Source organism: Streptomyces sp. NPDC048584, from assembly GCF_043199595.1.
GTDB classification, from domain to species: Bacteria; Actinomycetota; Actinomycetes; order Streptomycetales; family Streptomycetaceae; genus Streptomyces; species Streptomyces edwardsiae.
The window spans coordinates 25,288-42,283 of the sequence record NZ_JBICWF010000006.1 but is presented as its reverse complement, the minus strand read 5'-3'; the positions used below and the strand labels follow the sequence as shown (position 1 = coordinate 42,283).

Here is a 16,996-nt window from a genome sequence, read left to right as displayed (position 1 = left end):
ACCGGGTGCGTCCGGTGCTTTCAGGGTCGGGGCACAAGGGGCATAGTGCAAGCCATGCGGACATACCGACTGCGGATCGCGCACCCCGCGCGGTGGGCGGGCTGGGCCGCGCTCGCCGCCGGGGCGGTGCTGTGCGTCGTCGGCTGGTACGGCGTCTCGGGCGAGCGATACGCCGAACGGCAGCTGCCCTACCTGGCTTCGTGCAGCATCCCCGGCGCCGCGCTGATCATCGCCGGGGCGGTGCTGTTCGCCCACGGCCGGGAGCCGCTCGCCGCCGCGCGCGGGGAGGGCGTGGAGGAGCCGCACAGCCTCCTGGTGGACACCGGCGCGGACGAGCCGGGGCGGCCGGCCGGCGGGCCGCTCGCGGTCGCCGCGCGGACGCTGATGGTACCGGGCGGCACGCTGTGGCACCGCGCGGACTGCCCGCTGGTCGCGGGGAAGGCCGATGCGGTCCCGGTGGACGGGAGGCTCGTCGCGAGCGGCGAGCTGAGGCCCTGCCCGATCTGCGAACCGGCCGACAGGGCCGGCTGACCCCTCGCCGATGTCCTCGCTGACGTACGACCTCACGCTGGCCGGACTGTCGGTGGGCGCCGCCGCGGCGCTCACCGGGATCGGGCTGATCGTGACGTACCGGGCGACCGGGGTGCTGAACTTCGCGCACGGGGCGGTCGCCATGGTGTGCGCGTATGTGCTGCGCGCTCTGGTGGTCGACGGGGGCCTGCCGCTGTGGTGGGCCGCCGCGCTGACGCTGCTGGTGGTGGCGCCGGGGATCGGGGTGGTGCTGGAGCGGTGCGTGTTCCGGCCGCTGTCGGTGCGGGGCGGTGATCCCACGCGGACCCTGGTGGCGTCCATCGGGGTGTTCGTGCTGCTGGTGGGCGGGGCGGCGCTGCTGTGGGGGCAGGGGGCACGGGACGACGCGCCGGTGCTGCTGTCGGCGGAGCCGTGGGGGCAGCTGGCGGTGGTGGCGGTGCTGGCCGCGGGGGTGGGGACGGTGGTCCGCCGGACGCGGTTCGGGCGGGAGCTGCGGGCCGTCGTGGACGACCGCCGGCTGGCCGTGCTCGCCGGTGTCGACGCGGACCGGGTGGCGGCGGCGGGCTGGGCGTTCGGCTCGTTCACCGCCGGTCTGACGGGGGTCCTGCTGGCTCCGTACGTGCGGCTCGACCCGTACGGGCTGCCGCTGCTCGTGATGGAGGTCATGGCGGTCGCGGTCGCCGCGCGGATGCGCGCTCCGATGGTGGCGGTGGCCGTGGCGCTCGGCATCGGGGTGGCGCAGAGTCAGCTGACGCGGCTGCACCCGTCCGGGTGGGGCGAGCCGTTGCTCCAGGCGGTGGGCGCCAATCTGTTCGTCGTGGCGCTGCTGTTCGCCGCCCTGGTGCTGCCGGGCGTCGGGACGCGTGACGCGCTGCCGCGCACGGCCACCGCGCGGGTGCCGGCCCCGCCGGGCGCATGGGTCGTGGCGGGGGTGCTGTTCCTGCTGCCGCTGGGCCTCGCCGGGAGCGATCTGCGTACGGCGGTGCAGGTGCCGGCGCTGGGGGTGGTGCTGCTGTCGCTGGTGGTCGTCACCGGCCGGGGCGGGCAGATCTCGCTCGGGCAGGCGGCGTACGCGGGTCTGGGCGCCCTGTTCACGGCGCTGCTGGCGGCCGGCCGTTTCCCCGGCCTGCCCCGGCTGCCGGAGCTGGCCGGGCTGGCGGTGGCGGTCGTCCTGGTCGCCCCGCTGGGCGTGCTGACCGGGTGGCCGGCGATCGGCCGGCGTGGACCGGCCCTGGCGCTGGCGACGTTCGCGGTGGGTGTCGGGGTGAGCCGCTTCGTCTTCGACCAGCCGTACGCCACGTCCGGACTGTCCCTGGACCGCCCGGCGGGGTTCGACGGCGACCGCGCGTACTACGTCCTGGAGCTGCTCCTCCTGGGATGCGCACTGCTCGCGACCGGGGCCCTGCGACGGGGCCGCACGGGCCGCGCCCTGGCGGCGACGCGGGACCACGAGTCCGGGGCGCGGGCGGCGGGCGTGCGGGTGCCGTCGCTGAAGCTCCTCGCCTTCGTCTGCGGTGCCGGGCTGGCCGCGCTCGGCGGCGGCATGCTGGGCATGGGCCTGCGCGCCTTCGACCCGGCCGCGTACGACCCCGTGCGGAGCCTGCTGTGGTTCGCGGCGGTCGTGGTCCTCGGCGCGGACGGCACCCTGGGCGCGCTGCTCGCCGCGGCCCTCCTGGTCGGCCTGGACGCGGGTACGCGCGGGGGCGTGGCGGCGGCGGTGATCGGCGTCCTGGCGATCCTGGCGGGCCGCTTCCCGAACGGCCCCTACGAGGCCCTGCGCAACCGTCTCCGTCCGGCACCGGCCCCGTCGGCCCCACCTGTGCACACCCATGCGCACCCTCCGGGACCACGGCACCTGGCGGGCGCGACGGCGACGGGCCGGGGCCCGCGCACCCGACCGGCCGAACCCGCGGGTCACCACACGGCCCTGCCCCCGGACTCCCCCTGCGCAGGGGGTTCCGGGCTTGCCGCCCAAGGGCTGGCCGTGCGGTACGGCGGGTTCGTCGCGCTGGACGGGGTGGACCTGGAGGTGGTGGCCGGGCGGGTGAGTGCCGTCGTGGGCCCGAACGGGGCCGGGAAGAGCACCTTGTTCCACTGTCTGGCCGGGACCGTGCGCCCCGCGCGGGGGACCGTTTCGCTCGGCGGGCGGGACATCACCCCGCTGTCCTCGCAGGCCCGCACCCGGCTCGGGATCGCGCGGACGTTCCAGCTGTCGGCCGTCTTCCCGACGCTGACCGTCGCCGAGAACGTCCGCGTCGGTGCCGAGCAGGGCCGGCCGCGCGACCCCCGCGCGGTCGAGCGGACCCTGCGGCTGCTCGGCCTCGACGGGCCCGTACGGGCACGGCCCGCCGCCGGACTGCCCACCGGGACGCTGCGCCGGGTGGAACTCGCGCGGGCCCTCGCCGCCGCCCCGCGCGTGCTGCTGCTCGACGAGCCCGCCGCCGGTCTCGACACCGCGGAGGTGACCGCGCTGGCCCGGATCCTGAAGGCGCTGGCCGCCGACGGCATGGCACTCCTCGTCGTCGAGCACGATCTCGATCTGGTCGCCGGCCTCGCCGACGTCGTGCACCTGATGACCGAGGGCAGGATCGTCGCCTCCGGACCGCCCGGAAGCGTCCTGGACATCCCCGGAAGGGCGGCAGGCCCGTGACCACCACCATCTCCCTGCGCGAAGCGCGGGTGCGCTACGGCCCCCTGGAGGCCCTGCACGGCGTCACCCTCGCCGCACCCGGCCCCGGCCTCACCGTGCTGCTGGGCCGCAACGGCTCCGGCCGTACGACGGCCCTGCGCGCGCTCGCCGGTGACGTGCCGCTGTCCGGCGGGGCCGTGGTGTGGGACGGACGGGACATCACCGGCGTAGCGGCGGACGAGCGGGCCCGGCTCGGGCTGTGCCTGGTGCCGGAGCGTCGGGCCGTGTTCGGTTCCCTCACGGTGCGGGAGAACCTCGCCCTGACCGCCCCCGACCCCGCGGAGGCCCTCGACGCCTATCCGCGGCTGCTGCCGCTGCTGGACCGCCGGGCCGGCACGCTCTCCGGGGGCGAGCAGCGGATGCTGGCCCTGTGCCGGGCCCTGCGGTCCGGCGCGCGCGTGGTGCTCGTCGACGAGCCCGCCCGGGGCATGTCACCGGCGGTCGCGGCCCGTACCTACGCGCTGCTGGCCGCGCTCGACGCGTGCGTGGTCGTCGCCGAGCAGCGGCTGCCGCCCGCCCTGCACGGCCTTCGCGCCCTCGTGTACGAACTGCGCCGGGGCACGGTGGTGTTCGCAGGTGAGGCGAGCGAACTCGGCCAGTCCGGGCGGCGGTAGGGCCCCGTCCGGACGGCCGGCCGGACGGGGTCCCGCGTATGGGAGGGCTCAGACGTCGAGGCGCTACCCGGGCACGATCATGTCCGGATTCCCGCCGATGACGGACCTGTTGGCCTCGTACAGCCGCTGCCGGCCGGTCCCGTACCGTGCGGCGGTCCCGCTCAGGGTGTCTCCCGTGCGGACGGTCCAGTCGCCGCGGGACGCGCTCCGGTCGGAGTGCCCGGACGGCGCCGGGGTCCTGGCCGCTCGTTGCACACGGCCGAGGGATCCAGGGAGCCCGGGGGGGGCCGGGATCAACCAACGCCCTGTCGTGCCAGGCCAGTTGTCACTTACCCTGGGTAGCGGCTACTTTCGGCCACCCACTTCATTCCCTGATTTCAGGATTTGTCGACCAGCGGCCGGAGCGATCTGTGAGCCACCTCACCCCTTCAACCGCCGCTCACCAGTGGCGACTTGACGATGAGTGGCCGATTCCGCGCCGAACGTGACCGTGTGCGCTGGATGGTTCGATTCCGTTCGCCCTGGGGCGTGACTACCGCCACAGATCGCCCGTTGTCTTCTTCATGAGCCGGGGACCCACCCCGGACCACGGGCCGGGAGCCACCCGGCCTCGCCACGCACCCCATCCCGAGGGAGCCACCCGTGCCGCGCATGCTCGACGTCAGCGACGAGGTACGCGCCGAGATCGGCGACGAAGAAGCAGACCGCCTCCTCGCCGGAGAGTCCGCCCCGGGCAGTTACGACTGCACCTCCTGCCGTACCCCCGGCGACCCGGAGCAGGAGCGCACCAGCACCGTCCTGTTCGTCGGGGACGAGACCGCCGTACTCGCGTTCGCCCACTCCACCTGCCTGCCCTCCCAGGTCGTCCAGGTGACCGAGGAACAGCTCCAGGGGGCCGTACGGGCCATCGGCGGCGACTCCGCGCAGCCGGCGCCCGCGGACGTCACCCCCGAACAGGCCGTGCTCGGCGTGACCAGCGGACTGGTCCTGATCGCCGGGGAGCTGCATCCGGCGCTGGTCGTCGAACCGACCGCGCCGGTCGCCCGCCCCGGCACCCTCGGGGCCGGGGACGACTTCCTGCCGCTCCTCATCGAGCAGGGCTTCATGCCCCTGACCGAGCTGTCGGCCGTACCGCCGGTGCTGCACGGCTGGTCGGTGCTGCTCGCCGCGGGTCAGCTGCACGCCGTACTGCAGCCGAACCCGGGCGGCGGCGGGCGTCCGGTGGCGTGGTGGCAGGCGCACCAGCCGCTGCAGGTCACCGACGGCTGGCGGTCGGCCGCCAACAAGCACCAGCAGGTGCTGATGTTCGCGGCCCCGGTCGGCTCGATCGGCCGTCAGCCGCGCGAGGACCTGCTGCGCGACGCGCTGGACAAGGCGGCGGCGAACGGCAAGCTCGTCGCCTCGGCACTGCCCCTGGCCGGCCTCTGACCAACCCGCCGGAGCATCGGCCCCGAAAGCCGCGAAAGGGCCGCATCCCTTACGGCACGGGGTCGTTTGGACATACGTGCACGCATACGACGTTCCCCGCCGCCAGTCCCTCGCCTCGGTCCCCGCACCCGTGCGCCCGGCGCAGGACTCCCGGAGCGGCCTCTCGGCCACGCCGATCTACGACGCCCTCTACACCGAGTACGTCAAGTCCTTCCGTTCGCTGCCGGGTGACCGCAGCGGCGAGGAGGAGCTGGGCTTCACCGCCTTCGGGGACATCCCGCACGGTACGAGGCCGTACGGCGGGCACAGCCCGGGAACGTTCGGCGCGTCCCTGATGAGCGGCACCTACGGCGCGGGGGCGGGCGGCCGCCCGGGCGCGGCGCCGCAGTGGCAGCGGGTCGGTACCGTCGGCCGTTCCGCCGCCGGCATGCAGCATGTGCCGGCCGGGCTGCCGCCGGCGCCGCGCAGGGGCGCCTGACCCGGCGCACGGCGAAGGGGCGGTCCCGGTGGGACCGCCCCTTCGCCGTGCCTACTTCTTCCGGCCGCGCTTCTCCCGCACCCGCACGGAGATGTGGATCGGCGTCCCCTCGAAGCCGAACTCCTCCCGCAGCCGGCGCTCGATGAACCGCCGGTAGCCCGCCTCGATGAAGCCGGACGCGAACAGCACGAACCGGGGCGGCTTGGTGCCCGCCTGGGTGCCGAACAGGATGCGCGGCTGCTTGCCGCCCCGCACGGGGTGCGGGTGGGCGGCGACCAGCTCGCCGAGGAAGGCGTTCAGCCTGCCCGTCGGGACCCGGGTCTCCCAGCCCTCCAGGGCCGTCTCGATGGCGGGGACCAGCTTCTCCATGTGGCGGCCGGTGCGCGCCGACACGTTCACCCGCGGCGCCCAGGTCACCTGGCCGAGCTCGGTCTCGATCTCCCGCTCCAGGTAGTAGCGGCGCTCCTCGTCGAGGGTGTCCCACTTGTTGTAGGCGAGGACGAGCGCGCGGCCCGCCTCCACGGCCATGGTGACGATCCGCTGGTCCTGCACGGAGATGGAGTCGGCGGCGTCGATGAGGACGACGGCCACCTCCGCCTTCTCGACGGCGGCGGCGGTGCGCAGCGAGGCGTAGTAGTCGGCGCCCTGCTGGAGGTGGACGCGCTTGCGGATGCCCGCCGTGTCGACGAACTTCCAGGTGACGCCGCCCAGTTCGATCAGCTCGTCGACCGGGTCGCGGGTGGTGCCGGCGAGTTCGTTGACGACGACGCGCTCCTCGCCCGCGACCTTGTTCAGCAGCGAGGACTTGCCGACGTTGGGCCGGCCGATCAGGGCGATGCGCCGCGGGCCGCCGACGGCGGTGCCGAAGGTCTGGGCCGGCGCCTCGGGCAGGGCCTCCAGGACCTGGTCCAGCATGTCGCCGGTGCCTCGGCCGTGCAGCGCGGAGACCGGGTGGGGCTCTCCCAGGCCCAGGGACCACAGGTACGAGGCGTCGGCCTCGCCGCTCGGGCCGTCCACCTTGTTGGCGCACAGCACGACGGGCTTGCCCGCCTTGCGCAGCAGCCGGACGACGGCCTCGTCGGTGTCGGTGGCGCCGACCTTGGCGTCGACGACGAAGACGACCGCGTCGGCGGCCTCGATCGCGTACTCGGCCTGCGCGGCCACGGAGGCGTCGATGCCGAGGACGTCCTGCTCCCAGCCGCCGGTGTCGACGACCTTGAAGCGGCGGCCCGCCCACTCGGCCTCGTAGGTGACCCGGTCGCGGGTGACGCCCGGCTTGTCCTCGACGACCGCCTCACGGCGGCCGATGATGCGGTTCACCAGGGTCGACTTGCCGACGTTGGGGCGGCCGACGACGGCGAGCACGGGCAGCGGGCCGTGGCCCGCGGCCTCGATCGCGCCCTCGACGTCCTCGAGGTCGAAGCCCTCCTCCGCGGCGAGCTCCATGAACTCCGCGAACTCGGCATCGCCCAGCGCCCCGTGGTCGTGCTCCGGCGCGCCCTCGTACGCGTCCGAGCCGTCGGGCTGGATGTGGTCGTTCATGAAGTCCGTACCTCTGCGTTCATCGTGGTGATCGGTGGGCCGCCCCTTTACGGGAGCGGTCCACTACTCGAGTGTCGCTCAGCGCCCGGTGAGGCGCCTGGCGTTTTCCAGGTGCGCGGTGAGCTGCTTCTGGATGCGTTCGGTCGCCTCGTCCAGCGCCTTGCGCGTACGTCTGCCGCTGCCGTCGCCCGCGTCGAAGGGGTCGCCGAAGACGACGTCCACGCGGGAGCGCAGCGGGGGCAGCGCCTTTATCAACCGTCCGGGCCGCTCGGAACTTCCCAGGACGGCCACGGGCACGATCGGCGCGCCGCCGCGGACGGCGAAGTAGGCGAGACCCGCGCGCAGCGAGGCGAAGTCGCCCTCGCCGCGGGTGCCCTCCGGGAAGATGCCGAGGACGCCGCCCTGCCGCAGCACGCCCAGGGCCCGGGAGATCGCCGTACGGTCGGTGGTGTCCCGGTCGACCTTGAGCTGGCCGATGCCGGTCAGGAACGGGTCGAGCGGGCCGACGAACGCCTCCTTCTTGATCAGGAAGTGCGTCGGCCGGGGCGCCACGCCCATGACCATCGGACCGTCGACGTTGTGGGAGTGGTTCACGGCGAAGATCAGCGGGCCGGTGGCGGGCACCCGCCAGGCGCCCAGTACGCGCGGCTTGAACAGCCCGTACATCAGGCCGACGCCGATGCGCCGGCCGACCTCGGCGCTCCGCACCGATGGGACGTCGGTCACTTTCCGGCCCGCTTCTCCTCGACGAGGGTGACGACACACTCGATGACCTGCTGAAGGGTCAGCTCGGTGGTGTCCACCTCGACGGCGTCGCCGGCCTTGGCCAGCGGGGACGTCTTGCGGCCGGCGTCGGCCGCGTCCCGCTTGATCAGGGCCTCGCGGGTGGTGTTCAGGTCGGCGCCCTTGAGCTCGCCGCTGCGGCGGGCGGCACGGGCCTCCGCGCTGGCGGTGAGGAAGATCTTCAGGTCGGCGTCGGGGAGCACGGTGGTGCCGATGTCACGCCCCTCGACGACGATGCCGGTGACGGCGGCGCCGGCGATGGACCGCTGCAGCTCCGTGATGCGGGACCGCACCTCGGGCACCGCGGAGACGGCGCTGACCTTGGAGGTGACGTCCTGTCCGCGGATCGGGCCGGCCACGTCGACACCGTCGACCGTGATCGTCGGGTCCCGGGGGTCCGTACCGGAGACGATCTCGGGCTTCCCGGCGACGGCGGCGATCGCGGACGCGTCGTCTATGTCGATGTTGTTGGTCACCATCCACCAGGTGATCGCCCGGTACTGGGCGCCGGTGTCCAGGTAGCTCAGACCGAGCTGCGCCGCCACGGCTTTCGACGTGCTCGACTTGCCCGTGCCGGAGGGGCCGTCGATGGCGACAATCACGGGCTGGGCGGCGCCGTTTTCCACGGGGGAACACCTTCCTGGTGCGGTGGAGTGGTGTGTGCGGGACGCGGACACGCCCCGCACCAGATTACCGGCCCCCCGGAACCCCTCCGACATGCGGACGACGACGCCCCTGCCGGAGGGCGGGCCGTCACTGACGGATCGCCCAGCCCCGCTCCCGCAGCCCGGCGGTGAGGACCGGTGCCGCCCTGGGCTCCACCATGAGCTGGATCAGACCGGCCTGCTGCCCGGTGGCGTGCTCGATGCGGACGTCCTCGATGTTGACCCCGGCACGCTCGGCGTCCGCGAAGACGCGGGCCAGCTGGCCGGGCTGGTCGTCGATGAGCACCGTCACCGTCTCGTAGACGCGCGGCGCGGAGCCGTGCTTGCCGGGGACGCGGACCTGGCCGGCGTTGCCCCGGCGCAGCACGGTCTCGATGCCCGTACTGCCGTCGCGGCGCTTGCCCTCGTCGGAGGACTGCAGCGCGCGCAGGGCACGCACGGTCTCCTCCAGGTCGGCGGCGACGTCCGTGAGCAGGTCGGCGACCGGGCCGGGGTTCGCGGAGAGGATGTCGATCCACATCCGGGGGTCGGAGGCGGCGATCCGGGTGACGTCCCGGATGCCCTGCCCGCACAGCCGTACGGCGGCCTCCTCGGCGTGCTCCAGGCGCGCGGCGACCATGCTGGACACCAGGTGGGGCATGTGGGAGACGAGGGCGACGGCCCGGTCGTGGGCGTCGGCGTCCATGACGACCGGCACGGCGCGGCAGTGGGAGACCAGCTCCAGGGCGAGGTTCAGCACCTCGGTGTCGGTGTCCCGGGTCGGGGTGAGTACCCAGGGGCGGCCCTCGAAGAGGTCGGCGGTGGCGGCCAGCGGTCCCGACCGCTCACGGCCGGACATGGGGTGGGTGCCGATGTACGGGGTCAGGTCGATCCCGTGTTCCTGGAGCTCGCGGCGCGGTCCGCCCTTGACGCTGGCCACGTCGATGTAGCCGCGGGCCAGGCCGCGCCGCATCGCGTCGGCGAGCACGTCGGCCACATGGGCGGGCGGGGCGGCGACGATGGCCAGGTCGACCGGCCCGTCGGGGGTCTCGTCCGTGCCGGCGCCGAGGGCGGCGGCGGTGCGGGCCTGCTCGTGGTCGTGGTCGGTGAGGTGGACGACGACACCTCGCCGGGTGAGGGCGAGGGCGGCGGACGTGCCGATGAGTCCGGTGCCGATGACGAGTGCGGTTCTCACTGGGCGATGTCCTTGCGCAGGGCGGCCGCGGCGCCGAGGTAGACATGCGCGATGCCGGTGCGGGGCCGGTCGGACTCGATGTGCGCGAGGACCCGGACGACGCGGGGCATGGCGCCCTCGATGTCCAGTTCCTGGGCGCAGAGGAGGGGGACGTCGACGATGCCGAGCTTGCGGGCGGCGGCCGCCGGGAAGTCGCTGTGCAGATCGGGCGTGGCGGTGAACCAGAGGCTGATCAGGTCGTCGGTGCGCAGTTCGTTGCGTTCCAGGACCGCGGTGAGCAGCGCGCCGACCTGCTCCTCCATGTGACCGGCCTCGTCCCGCTCCAACTGGACGGCCCCCCGGACCGCGCGTACCGCCACGACGATGCTCCTTGCTGTGCGTGCTGGTGGTTCGGGCGTCCAGCCTAGTCAGCGCGGGGCGGGGGCGGCGTCCGGCGCCCGCCCCCTGAGACGGGCGACATGTGCGTTTCATGGCGCTTCGTCGCGAGTTGCTTCTCCCTGGGTGGATTCGGTGTCAGGATGCACGCACCGCGACCTTCTGGAGTGACGCCATGACCCTTCGTGCCACGCGCCGCACGGTTCTGCTCGCCTCGGGTGCCGCGGCGGCTCCGGCCGCGGGCTGCGGCTCGGGAGGCGGAGACGGCGGAGACGGCGGGGGCGACACCGCGGCGGGCACCGCCGGACAGGAACTGACCTCGACGGCCGACGTCCCGGTGGGCGGGGGCACGATCCTCAGGGAGGAGAAGGTCGTGGTCACCCAGCCCAAGGAGGGCGAGTTCAGGGCCTTCTCGGCGATCTGCACCCACCGGAACTGCCTTGTGTCCGACGTCACGGACGGCACCATCGACTGCCCCTGCCACGGCAGCCGGTTCCGGATCACCGACGGTTCGGTGGCCCACGGCCCGGCGACCCGGCCGCTGCCCGAGGAGCGGATCACGGTGGAGGGTAATTCGGTCCGCCGGGCGTGATCCGCCGCGTACGCTCCCCGGCATGCGCCCCGAGACCCTGGTCCGCGACCATACGATCTACGCCTGTGTCATGGGCTCGCGCGCCTTCGGTCTGGCCACGGAGGGCAGCGACACCGACCGCCGGGGCGTCTTCCTGGCACCCACCGCCCTGTTCTGGCGCTTCGAGAAGCCGCCGACGCACGTCGAGGGCCCGGCGGAGGAGCAGTTCGGCTGGGAGCTGGAGCGCTTCTGCGAGCTGGCCCTGCGCGCCAACCCCAACATCCTGGAGTGCCTGCACTCCCCGCTGGTGGAGTACGCCGACGCCACCGGCCGTGAACTGCTGTCCCTGCGCGGGGCGTTCCTGTCCCGCCGGGTCCACGAGACCTTCGTCCGGTACGCCCACGGCCAGCGCCGCAAGCTGGACGCCGACGTCCGCGCCCACGGCGCCCCGCGCTGGAAGCACGCCATGCATCTGCTCCGCCTGCTGACGAGCGCCCGCGATGTGCTCCGTACGGGCACGCTCACGATCGACGTGGGCGAGAACCGCGAGCCGCTGCTGGCGGTGAAGCGGGGCGAGGTCCCGTGGCCCGAGTTCGAGGCCCGGATGACCCGCCTGGGGCGCGAGGCCGAGGAGGCCGCCCACCGCAGCCCGCTCCCGGCGGAACCGGACCGCCGCCGCGTGGAGGACTTCCTCGTCCGCACCCGCCGCGCCTCAGCCCTCGAGCCGGGCCCGTACGACGAGATCGTGCAGGGCGTCGTACACGACGGGGGCGTCGGGCAGGCCTGACGCCGTCTGCGCCTCGTCCAGCACGCCGTGCAGCCGCTCCACGTCGGCCCGCACGCGCGCGTGGTCGACACCGGCGTCCCCGTGCTCACGCTCCGCCTTGGCGGCGATCAGCTCCGGCAGCTGGTCCGGGGCCTCGTCGACCTGCGCGGCGAGGGTGGGCAGATGCGGCTGTACCTCGCCCGAGCGCATCAGGTGGATGCCGGTGAGCAGCACCCGGAAGGTGTAGAGCAGCGGCTTGAGTTCGCCGGTCCTCTCGAACAGCCGCCACTGGGTCCGTGCGAACCCCCGGTAGTGGTGGGCGTGATGGCTGGTGAGGGCGCCGGGGGCGAGCGCGGTCAGTTCGCGGTGGGTGTCGGTGGTGTGCACGACCAGCGGGGACAGCAGTTGCTCCAGGACGTAGCCGTTGCGGCGCAGCATCAGGCGGACGAACTTGCGCAGGTCGTGCGTGACCAGGTCCATCTCGACGCCGTCCCGGACCCACATCCTGGACCGTGTCTCGTCCGGCTCGCGCAGTCCGACGAGGGCGGCGGCCGGCAGCAGGTGCACGCCCCGCAGGTCCACGTCGGAGTCGCGGGACGGGAAACCGTACAGGTGCGCGCCGGAGACGGTGGCGAACAGCACCGGATCGGGCTGTTCGGCGATCACCGGGCGCAGGTCGAGGTCCAGGACGTCGGTCATCGCTCAAGCGTCCCAGAGCGTTCCCAGCGTCGTCAGTTCACCCCGGTACTCGATGCGGTCCGCCCAGTCGGCAGGCCAGGCGTCCGCGCCGAGGTGGGCGCCCGCGAAGGCGCCGGCGAGGCAGGCGATGGAGTCGGAGTCGCCGGCGGTGCAGGCGGCGCGGCGCAGGGCGGTGAGGGGTTCGTCGACGAAGAGGAGGAAGCAGAGCAGGCCGGTCGCCAGGGCCTCCTCGGCGATCCAGCCCTCGCCGGTGGCCTGGCAGGGGTCGGTCTCGGGCGAGACGGTGCGTACGGCGTCCTGCAGCCGTTCCAGGATGCCCAGGCACTCGTCCCAGCCGCGCGCGATGAAGTGCTCCGGGGTGGGGTCCTGGGCGCGGGTCCACAGGTCGCCGAGCCAGAACTCGTGGTAGCGGCTGCGGTTGTCGTAGGCGTAGGAGCGCAGCAGTCCGATCAGGCCGGTCGGTTCGGCGCCCTCGGCGAGCAGCCGTACGGCGTGCGCGGTGAGGTCGGAGGCGGCGAGCGCGGTGGGGTGCCCGTGGGTGAGGGCGGACTGCAACTGGGCGGCGCCCGCGCGCTGTTCGTCGGTGAGGCCGGGGGCCAGTCCTATGGGGGCGACGCGCATGTTGGCGCCGCAACCCTTGGAGTTGATCTGGCTGGCGTCCTGCCAGCGCCGGTCCTCACGGGACAGCAGGTGGCAGGCCTTGAGGCAGGTGTTGCCCGGCGCGCGGTTGTTCTCGGGCGAACGCCACCACTCCACGAATTCCTCGCGCACCGGCCGCTCCAGCCGCTTCGGGGCGAGCGGCCCCCGGTCCATGGCCGTGCGCAGCCCTCTGCCGAGCGCGAGGGTCATCTGGGTGTCGTCGGTGACGATCGCGGGCCTGGGCAGGTCCATCCCCCGCCAGGGGCCGAACTTGGCGAGGATCGACGGCACGTCGTTGAACTCGGTCGGGAACCCGAGCGCGTCCCCCAGGGCGAGTCCGGTGAGCGCTCCCGTGGCGGCGCGTTTGGTGACGGTGGTCGTGGTCATGCGGGGCGTCCTTCCGGAGGGGGCCGGAGCAGGGGCGGGTGGAGAGCGGTGGCGGTGCCCGCGCGGTGGAGCGAGGCGGGTTTGCCCCGGCCGCCGGTGAGGCGCGTGGCGCCCGGTACGGCTTCGACGAAGCCGGGGGTGGCGAGCACCTTGCGCCGGAAGTTGGGGCGGTCCAGGGCGGTGCCCCACACGCTCTCGTAGACCTGTTGCAGCTCGCCGAGGGTGAACTCGGGCGGACAGAAGGCGGTGGCGAGGCAGGTGTACTCGAGCTTGGCGCCGACACGTTCCCGCGCGTCGGCCAGGATCCGGCCGTGGTCGAAGGCGAGCTCCCGCGCGCGGTCGTACGGCGTCCAGCGGGCCTGCGCCGCGTCGCCGCCGCCGTGCGCCTCGGGGGCGTCGGGCAGCAGCGCGGCGAACGCGACCGACACGACCCGCATACGGGGGTCGCGGTCGGGTTCGCTGTAGGTCCGCAGCTGCTCCAGATGCAGCCCGGACACGTCCGTCAGCCCGGTCTCCTCGCCCAGTTCGCGCCGCGCGGCGCTCTCGGCGGACTCGTCCGGCCGGACGAAGCCGCCGGGCAGCGCCCACCGTCCGGCGTAGGGCTCCTGCCCGCGCTCGACGAGCAGGACGTGCAGCGCGCCCGCGCGGAGGGTGAACACGGCGAGGTCGACGGTGACGGCGAATGGTTCGAAGGCGTACTTGTCGTAGCCGTCCATGACCCGCACCCCCTTTAATAGTCGCTGTGACTATTAAAGGGGGTGCGGGTCAGGCGCACAAGCCCCGGGAGGCTCTTTACAGGTCGACCTCCTGCATCAGCATCCCGACCTCGGTGTTCGACAGCCGGCGCAGCCAGCCCGACTTCTGGTCGCCCAGGGTGATCGGCCCGAAGGCGGTACGCACCAGCTTCTCGACCGGGAACCCGGCCTCGGCGAGCATGCGGCGCACGATGTGCTTGCGGCCCTCGTGCAGGGTCACCTCGACGAGGTAGTTCTTGCCGGTCTGCTCCACGACCCGGAAGTGGTCCGCACGCGCGTAACCGTCCTCCAGCTGGATGCCGTCCTTGAGCCGCTTGCCCAGATCACGCGGGATCGGGCCCACAATGGCCGCCAGGTACGTCTTCTTCACGCCGTACCGGGGGTGGGTCAGCCGGTGCGCCAGCTCGCCGTGGTTGGTGAGCAGGATGACGCCCTCCGTCTCGGTGTCGAGCCGGCCGACATGGAAGAGACGGGTCTCACGGTTGGTGACGTAGTCACCGAGGCACTGCCGGCCCTCCGGGTCCTCCATGGTGGAGACGACACCGGCGGGCTTGTTCAGCGAGAAGAACTGGTACGACTGCGTGGCGACGGTCAGACCGTCGACCTTGACCTCGTCCTTCTCCGGGTCGACCCGCTTGCCCTGCTCGAGGACGATCTCGCCGTTGACCTCGACCCGCGCCTGCTCGATCAGCTCCTCGCAGGCGCGCCGGGAGCCGTAGCCCGCGCGGGCCAGCACCTTCTGCAGCCGCTCGCCCTCCTGCTCGGCGCCGGGGAAGGTCTTCGGGAGCTTGACGTCCTTCTTGTCCGCGTACCGGTCGCGGTTGCGCTCCTCGGTCCTGGTCTCGTACTCACGGGACCTGGCCGGGGCCGTACGGCCGCGCCCGCCCTGCTGGGACTGCTTGGGGCCGCCCTTGGCGCCCCCGCGCGCGGAGCCGCCCCGGCCGGACTTCGGGCCTTCCTGCGTGCCCGTGGGGCCCACGTCGTAGCGTCGTTCCTCGGGGCGCGGCCTCTTCGGACGGCCGCCCTGCTGGTTGTCGCGGTTGCCACCGGTGCCGCGGGGGCCACCGCCGCTCCCGCCGCGGCCGCCGCTGTTGCCACCACGGCTCCCGCCGTTGTTTCCGCTGCTGTTCCTGCCGCTGCTGCTTCGCATCAAATTTCCGTCTTGTCGTCTTCGTCCTCGGAATCCGGGGCGTCCGGATCGAACGACGGGACCGCTTCCAGCGTCTCGGCCTCGATCGCCTCCGCCTCCGGGAGGAAGGGCGCGAGCTCCGGGAGCTCGTCCAGACCGCGCAGGCCCATCCGCTCCAGGAAGTAGTTCGTCGTCGTGTACAGGATCGCACCTGTTTCGGGTTCCGTGCCCGCCTCCCCGATCAGACCGCGCTGCAGGAGGGTGCGCATCACACCGTCGCAGTTGACTCCGCGCACCGCGGAGACCCTGCCGCGGCTGACCGGCTGCCGGTACGCGACGACCGCGAGGGTCTCCAGGGCGGCCTGGGTGAGCCGGGCCTGCTGGCCGTCCAGGACGAAGCCCTCGACGGCGGCGGCGTACTCGGGGCGGGTGTAGAAGCGCCAGCCGCCCGCGACGAGGCGCAGCTCGAAGCCGCGGCCCTGGACGGTGTACTCGTCGGCGAGCGCCCGCAGCGCGTCCGCGACCTGGCGCCTCGGGCGTTCCAGGATCTTCGCCAGGTGCTCCTCGGTCGCGGGCTCGTCCACGACCATCAGGACCGCCTCCAGGGCGGGCCTGAGGTCGAGGTCGGCGACGCCGCGGGGCCCGGCGGGAGTTCCGGTCGTCTCCTCGCTCACGGTTTCCTCTCCTCCTCGGGCTGCTCGGGCGGCCGGTCGAACTCGTCGGTGACCGCCGGCGTGGAGTCTCCCTCCCCGCCGGTCCAGCGCACGGTGAGGTCGCCGAGCGCGGTCTCCTGGTCCAGGGCGACGGCCTTCTCGCGGTACAGCTCCAGCAGGGCGAGGAACCGGGCCACGACGGTCAGTGTGTCGTCCGTGTCCTCGACGAGGGCCCGGAAGCTCGCCTCGCCGAGTTCCCTGAGGCGTGCGACCACGATCCCGGCCTGTTCCCGCACACTGACCAGCGGTGCGTGGATGTGGTCGACGTACACCTGCGGCTCGGGTCTGGGCTGCATGGCCTTGGCGGCGAGCCTGGCGAAGCCCTCGGCGCCGATGCTGATGACGACCTCGGGCAGCAGCTCGGCGTGGTGCGGTTCGAGTCCGACGGTACGGGGGTAGCGGCGGCCCTCGTGGTCGAGGCGCCGGCCGAGGATGTCGGCGATCTGTTTGTACGCGCGGTACTGCAGCAGCCGTGCGAAGAGCAGGTCGCGGGCCTCCAGGAGGGCGAGGTCGGCCTCGTCCTCCACCTCGGCGGCGGGCAGCAGCCTGGCAGCCTTGAGGTCGAGCAGGGTGGCGGCCACGACCAGGAACTCGGTCGTCTCGTCCAGGTCCCAGTCCGGCCCCAGGGCCCGGATGTACGCCATGAACTCATCGGTCACCCGCGACAGCGCGACCTCGGTGACGTCCAGCTTGTGCTTCGAGATCAGCTGCAACAGCAGATCGAACGGCCCCTCGAAGTTGGCCAGCCGAACCTTGAACCGCCCGTCGCCGTCCTCGGCCCCCTCCGCCCCGGCCGTCCCGACCGCCCCGACCGCCCCGACCGGCGAGGAGACCCGCGCGGGAGGTTCGGTGGCCGGTGTGTCCTCGGGTGGGGCGTGCCCGGACGCGTCCGGCACAACCGGCTCAGCGGCACCGCTCTCCGGCGGCGCTCCCGGTGCGGGGCCCACGCCCTCCTCGGGCGTGCCGGGGGGCGGCGCTCCCGCGCCCCGGCCCAGCGTGCGGCGGCGGGGCGGCCGGGCGCCGGGAGCGGGTGCGTCGTTCGAGGTCATGGCCTCCGC

At 73.6% G+C, this 16,996-nt stretch carries 19 protein-coding genes; 7 read left to right on the top strand and 12 right to left on the bottom strand.

Annotation, left to right across the window (positions count from 1 at the left end):
• The first annotated feature begins 54 nt into the window (after positions 1 to 54).
• Genes ACGFR9_RS15095 through ACGFR9_RS15085 form a run of 3 tightly spaced genes read left to right on the top strand, consistent with a single transcriptional unit; the run spans position 55 to position 3,834 of the window.
• On the top strand, positions 55 to 531 hold the full coding sequence (locus tag ACGFR9_RS15095; RefSeq protein ID WP_393207653.1) for a hypothetical protein: 477 nt from the start codon (positions 55 to 57) through the stop codon (positions 529 to 531).
• Positions 532 to 541: 10 nt separating this feature from the next.
• Complete coding sequence (locus tag ACGFR9_RS15090; protein WP_393207650.1) at positions 542 to 3,181, top strand: ATP-binding cassette domain-containing protein; 2,640 nt, start codon at positions 542 to 544, stop codon at positions 3,179 to 3,181.
• Entirely contained in the window at positions 3,178 to 3,834 is a 657-nt protein-coding gene (locus ACGFR9_RS15085) for an ABC transporter ATP-binding protein (protein ID WP_393207647.1), read from the top strand. The genes ACGFR9_RS15090 and ACGFR9_RS15085 overlap by 4 nt, the downstream gene beginning before the upstream one ends.
• A 63-nt stretch (positions 3,835 to 3,897) precedes the next feature.
• Here the strand turns inward: ACGFR9_RS15085 and ACGFR9_RS15080 are convergent, their stop codons facing one another.
• On the bottom strand, positions 3,898 to 4,089 hold the full coding sequence (locus ACGFR9_RS15080; protein WP_393207645.1) for a LysM peptidoglycan-binding domain-containing protein: 192 nt from the start codon (positions 4,087 to 4,089) through the stop codon (positions 3,898 to 3,900).
• Positions 4,090 to 4,476: 387 nt separating this feature from the next.
• Between ACGFR9_RS15080 and ACGFR9_RS15075 the strand changes: the two genes are divergently transcribed.
• Both ACGFR9_RS15075 and ACGFR9_RS15070 read left to right on the top strand, forming a co-directional pair.
• Positions 4,477 to 5,262, top strand: a complete 786-nt coding sequence (locus tag ACGFR9_RS15075; protein WP_030227404.1) for a hypothetical protein — start codon at positions 4,477 to 4,479, stop codon at positions 5,260 to 5,262.
• A gap of 76 nt (positions 5,263 to 5,338) precedes the next feature.
• Positions 5,339 to 5,740, top strand: a complete 402-nt coding sequence (locus ACGFR9_RS15070; RefSeq protein WP_393207642.1) for a hypothetical protein — start codon at positions 5,339 to 5,341, stop codon at positions 5,738 to 5,740.
• Positions 5,741 to 5,791: 51 nt separating this feature from the next.
• Here the strand turns inward: ACGFR9_RS15070 and der are convergent, their stop codons facing one another.
• The 5 genes from der to aroH all read right to left on the bottom strand — a co-directional run bounded on the left by der (position 5,792) and on the right by aroH (position 10,263).
• On the bottom strand, positions 5,792 to 7,282 hold the full coding sequence (gene der / locus ACGFR9_RS15065; RefSeq protein WP_311645617.1) for a ribosome biogenesis GTPase Der: 1,491 nt from the start codon (positions 7,280 to 7,282) through the stop codon (positions 5,792 to 5,794).
• A gap of 78 nt (positions 7,283 to 7,360) precedes the next feature.
• Positions 7,361 to 8,008, bottom strand: coding sequence for a lysophospholipid acyltransferase family protein (locus tag ACGFR9_RS15060; RefSeq protein ID WP_393207639.1), 648 nt, complete (start codon positions 8,006 to 8,008; stop codon positions 7,361 to 7,363).
• Positions 8,005 to 8,691, bottom strand: coding sequence for a (d)CMP kinase (gene cmk, locus ACGFR9_RS15055; protein ID WP_393207636.1), 687 nt, complete (start codon positions 8,689 to 8,691; stop codon positions 8,005 to 8,007). The genes ACGFR9_RS15060 and cmk overlap by 4 nt, the downstream gene beginning before the upstream one ends.
• 127 nt (positions 8,692 to 8,818) lie before the next feature.
• Entirely contained in the window at positions 8,819 to 9,904 is a 1,086-nt protein-coding gene (locus ACGFR9_RS15050) for a prephenate dehydrogenase (RefSeq protein WP_393207633.1), read from the bottom strand.
• Positions 9,901 to 10,263, bottom strand: a complete 363-nt coding sequence (gene aroH / locus ACGFR9_RS15045; RefSeq protein WP_030227388.1) for a chorismate mutase — start codon at positions 10,261 to 10,263, stop codon at positions 9,901 to 9,903. The genes ACGFR9_RS15050 and aroH overlap by 4 nt, the downstream gene beginning before the upstream one ends.
• 191 nt (positions 10,264 to 10,454) lie before the next feature.
• Between aroH and ACGFR9_RS15040 the strand changes: the two genes are divergently transcribed.
• Together ACGFR9_RS15040 and ACGFR9_RS15035 are read left to right on the top strand one after the other, a co-directional pair.
• The gene (locus tag ACGFR9_RS15040; RefSeq protein ID WP_393207630.1) at positions 10,455 to 10,871 is read left to right on the top strand and encodes a Rieske (2Fe-2S) protein; all 417 of its coding nucleotides are present in this window, start codon (positions 10,455 to 10,457) and stop codon (positions 10,869 to 10,871) included.
• A 22-nt stretch (positions 10,872 to 10,893) separates the two neighbouring features.
• Positions 10,894 to 11,637: a DNA polymerase beta superfamily protein gene (locus ACGFR9_RS15035; RefSeq protein ID WP_393207627.1), complete on the top strand. Its 744-nt coding sequence runs from the start codon at positions 10,894 to 10,896 to the stop codon at positions 11,635 to 11,637.
• Here the strand turns inward: ACGFR9_RS15035 and ACGFR9_RS15030 are convergent.
• The 6 genes from ACGFR9_RS15030 to ACGFR9_RS15005 all read right to left on the bottom strand — a co-directional run bounded on the left by ACGFR9_RS15030 (position 11,563) and on the right by ACGFR9_RS15005 (position 16,987).
• Complete coding sequence (locus tag ACGFR9_RS15030; protein WP_393207624.1) at positions 11,563 to 12,315, bottom strand: DNA polymerase beta superfamily protein; 753 nt, start codon at positions 12,313 to 12,315, stop codon at positions 11,563 to 11,565. The two genes, ACGFR9_RS15035 and ACGFR9_RS15030, sit on opposite strands and share 75 nt — an antisense overlap.
• Positions 12,316 to 12,318: 3 nt before the next feature.
• Positions 12,319 to 13,341 (bottom strand): ADP-ribosylglycohydrolase family protein, encoded by a 1,023-nt coding sequence (locus ACGFR9_RS15025; RefSeq protein ID WP_393207621.1) that lies wholly within the window; start codon positions 13,339 to 13,341, stop codon positions 12,319 to 12,321.
• Positions 13,338 to 14,057, bottom strand: coding sequence for an NUDIX domain-containing protein (locus tag ACGFR9_RS15020; RefSeq protein WP_393207618.1), 720 nt, complete (start codon positions 14,055 to 14,057; stop codon positions 13,338 to 13,340). The genes ACGFR9_RS15025 and ACGFR9_RS15020 overlap by 4 nt, the downstream gene beginning before the upstream one ends.
• A gap of 76 nt (positions 14,058 to 14,133) precedes the next feature.
• The gene (locus ACGFR9_RS15015; RefSeq protein ID WP_393207615.1) at positions 14,134 to 15,246 is read right to left on the bottom strand and encodes a pseudouridine synthase; all 1,113 of its coding nucleotides are present in this window, start codon (positions 15,244 to 15,246) and stop codon (positions 14,134 to 14,136) included.
• On the bottom strand, positions 15,246 to 15,899 hold the full coding sequence (gene scpB / locus ACGFR9_RS15010) for an SMC-Scp complex subunit ScpB (RefSeq protein ID WP_393207612.1): 654 nt from the start codon (positions 15,897 to 15,899) through the stop codon (positions 15,246 to 15,248). Before scpB ends, ACGFR9_RS15015 begins: the two co-directional genes overlap by 1 nt.
• The gene (locus ACGFR9_RS15005) at positions 15,896 to 16,987 is read right to left on the bottom strand and encodes a segregation/condensation protein A (protein WP_393207609.1); all 1,092 of its coding nucleotides are present in this window, start codon (positions 16,985 to 16,987) and stop codon (positions 15,896 to 15,898) included. Before ACGFR9_RS15005 ends, scpB begins: the two co-directional genes overlap by 4 nt.
• Positions 16,988 to 16,996: the final 9 nt, after the last annotated feature.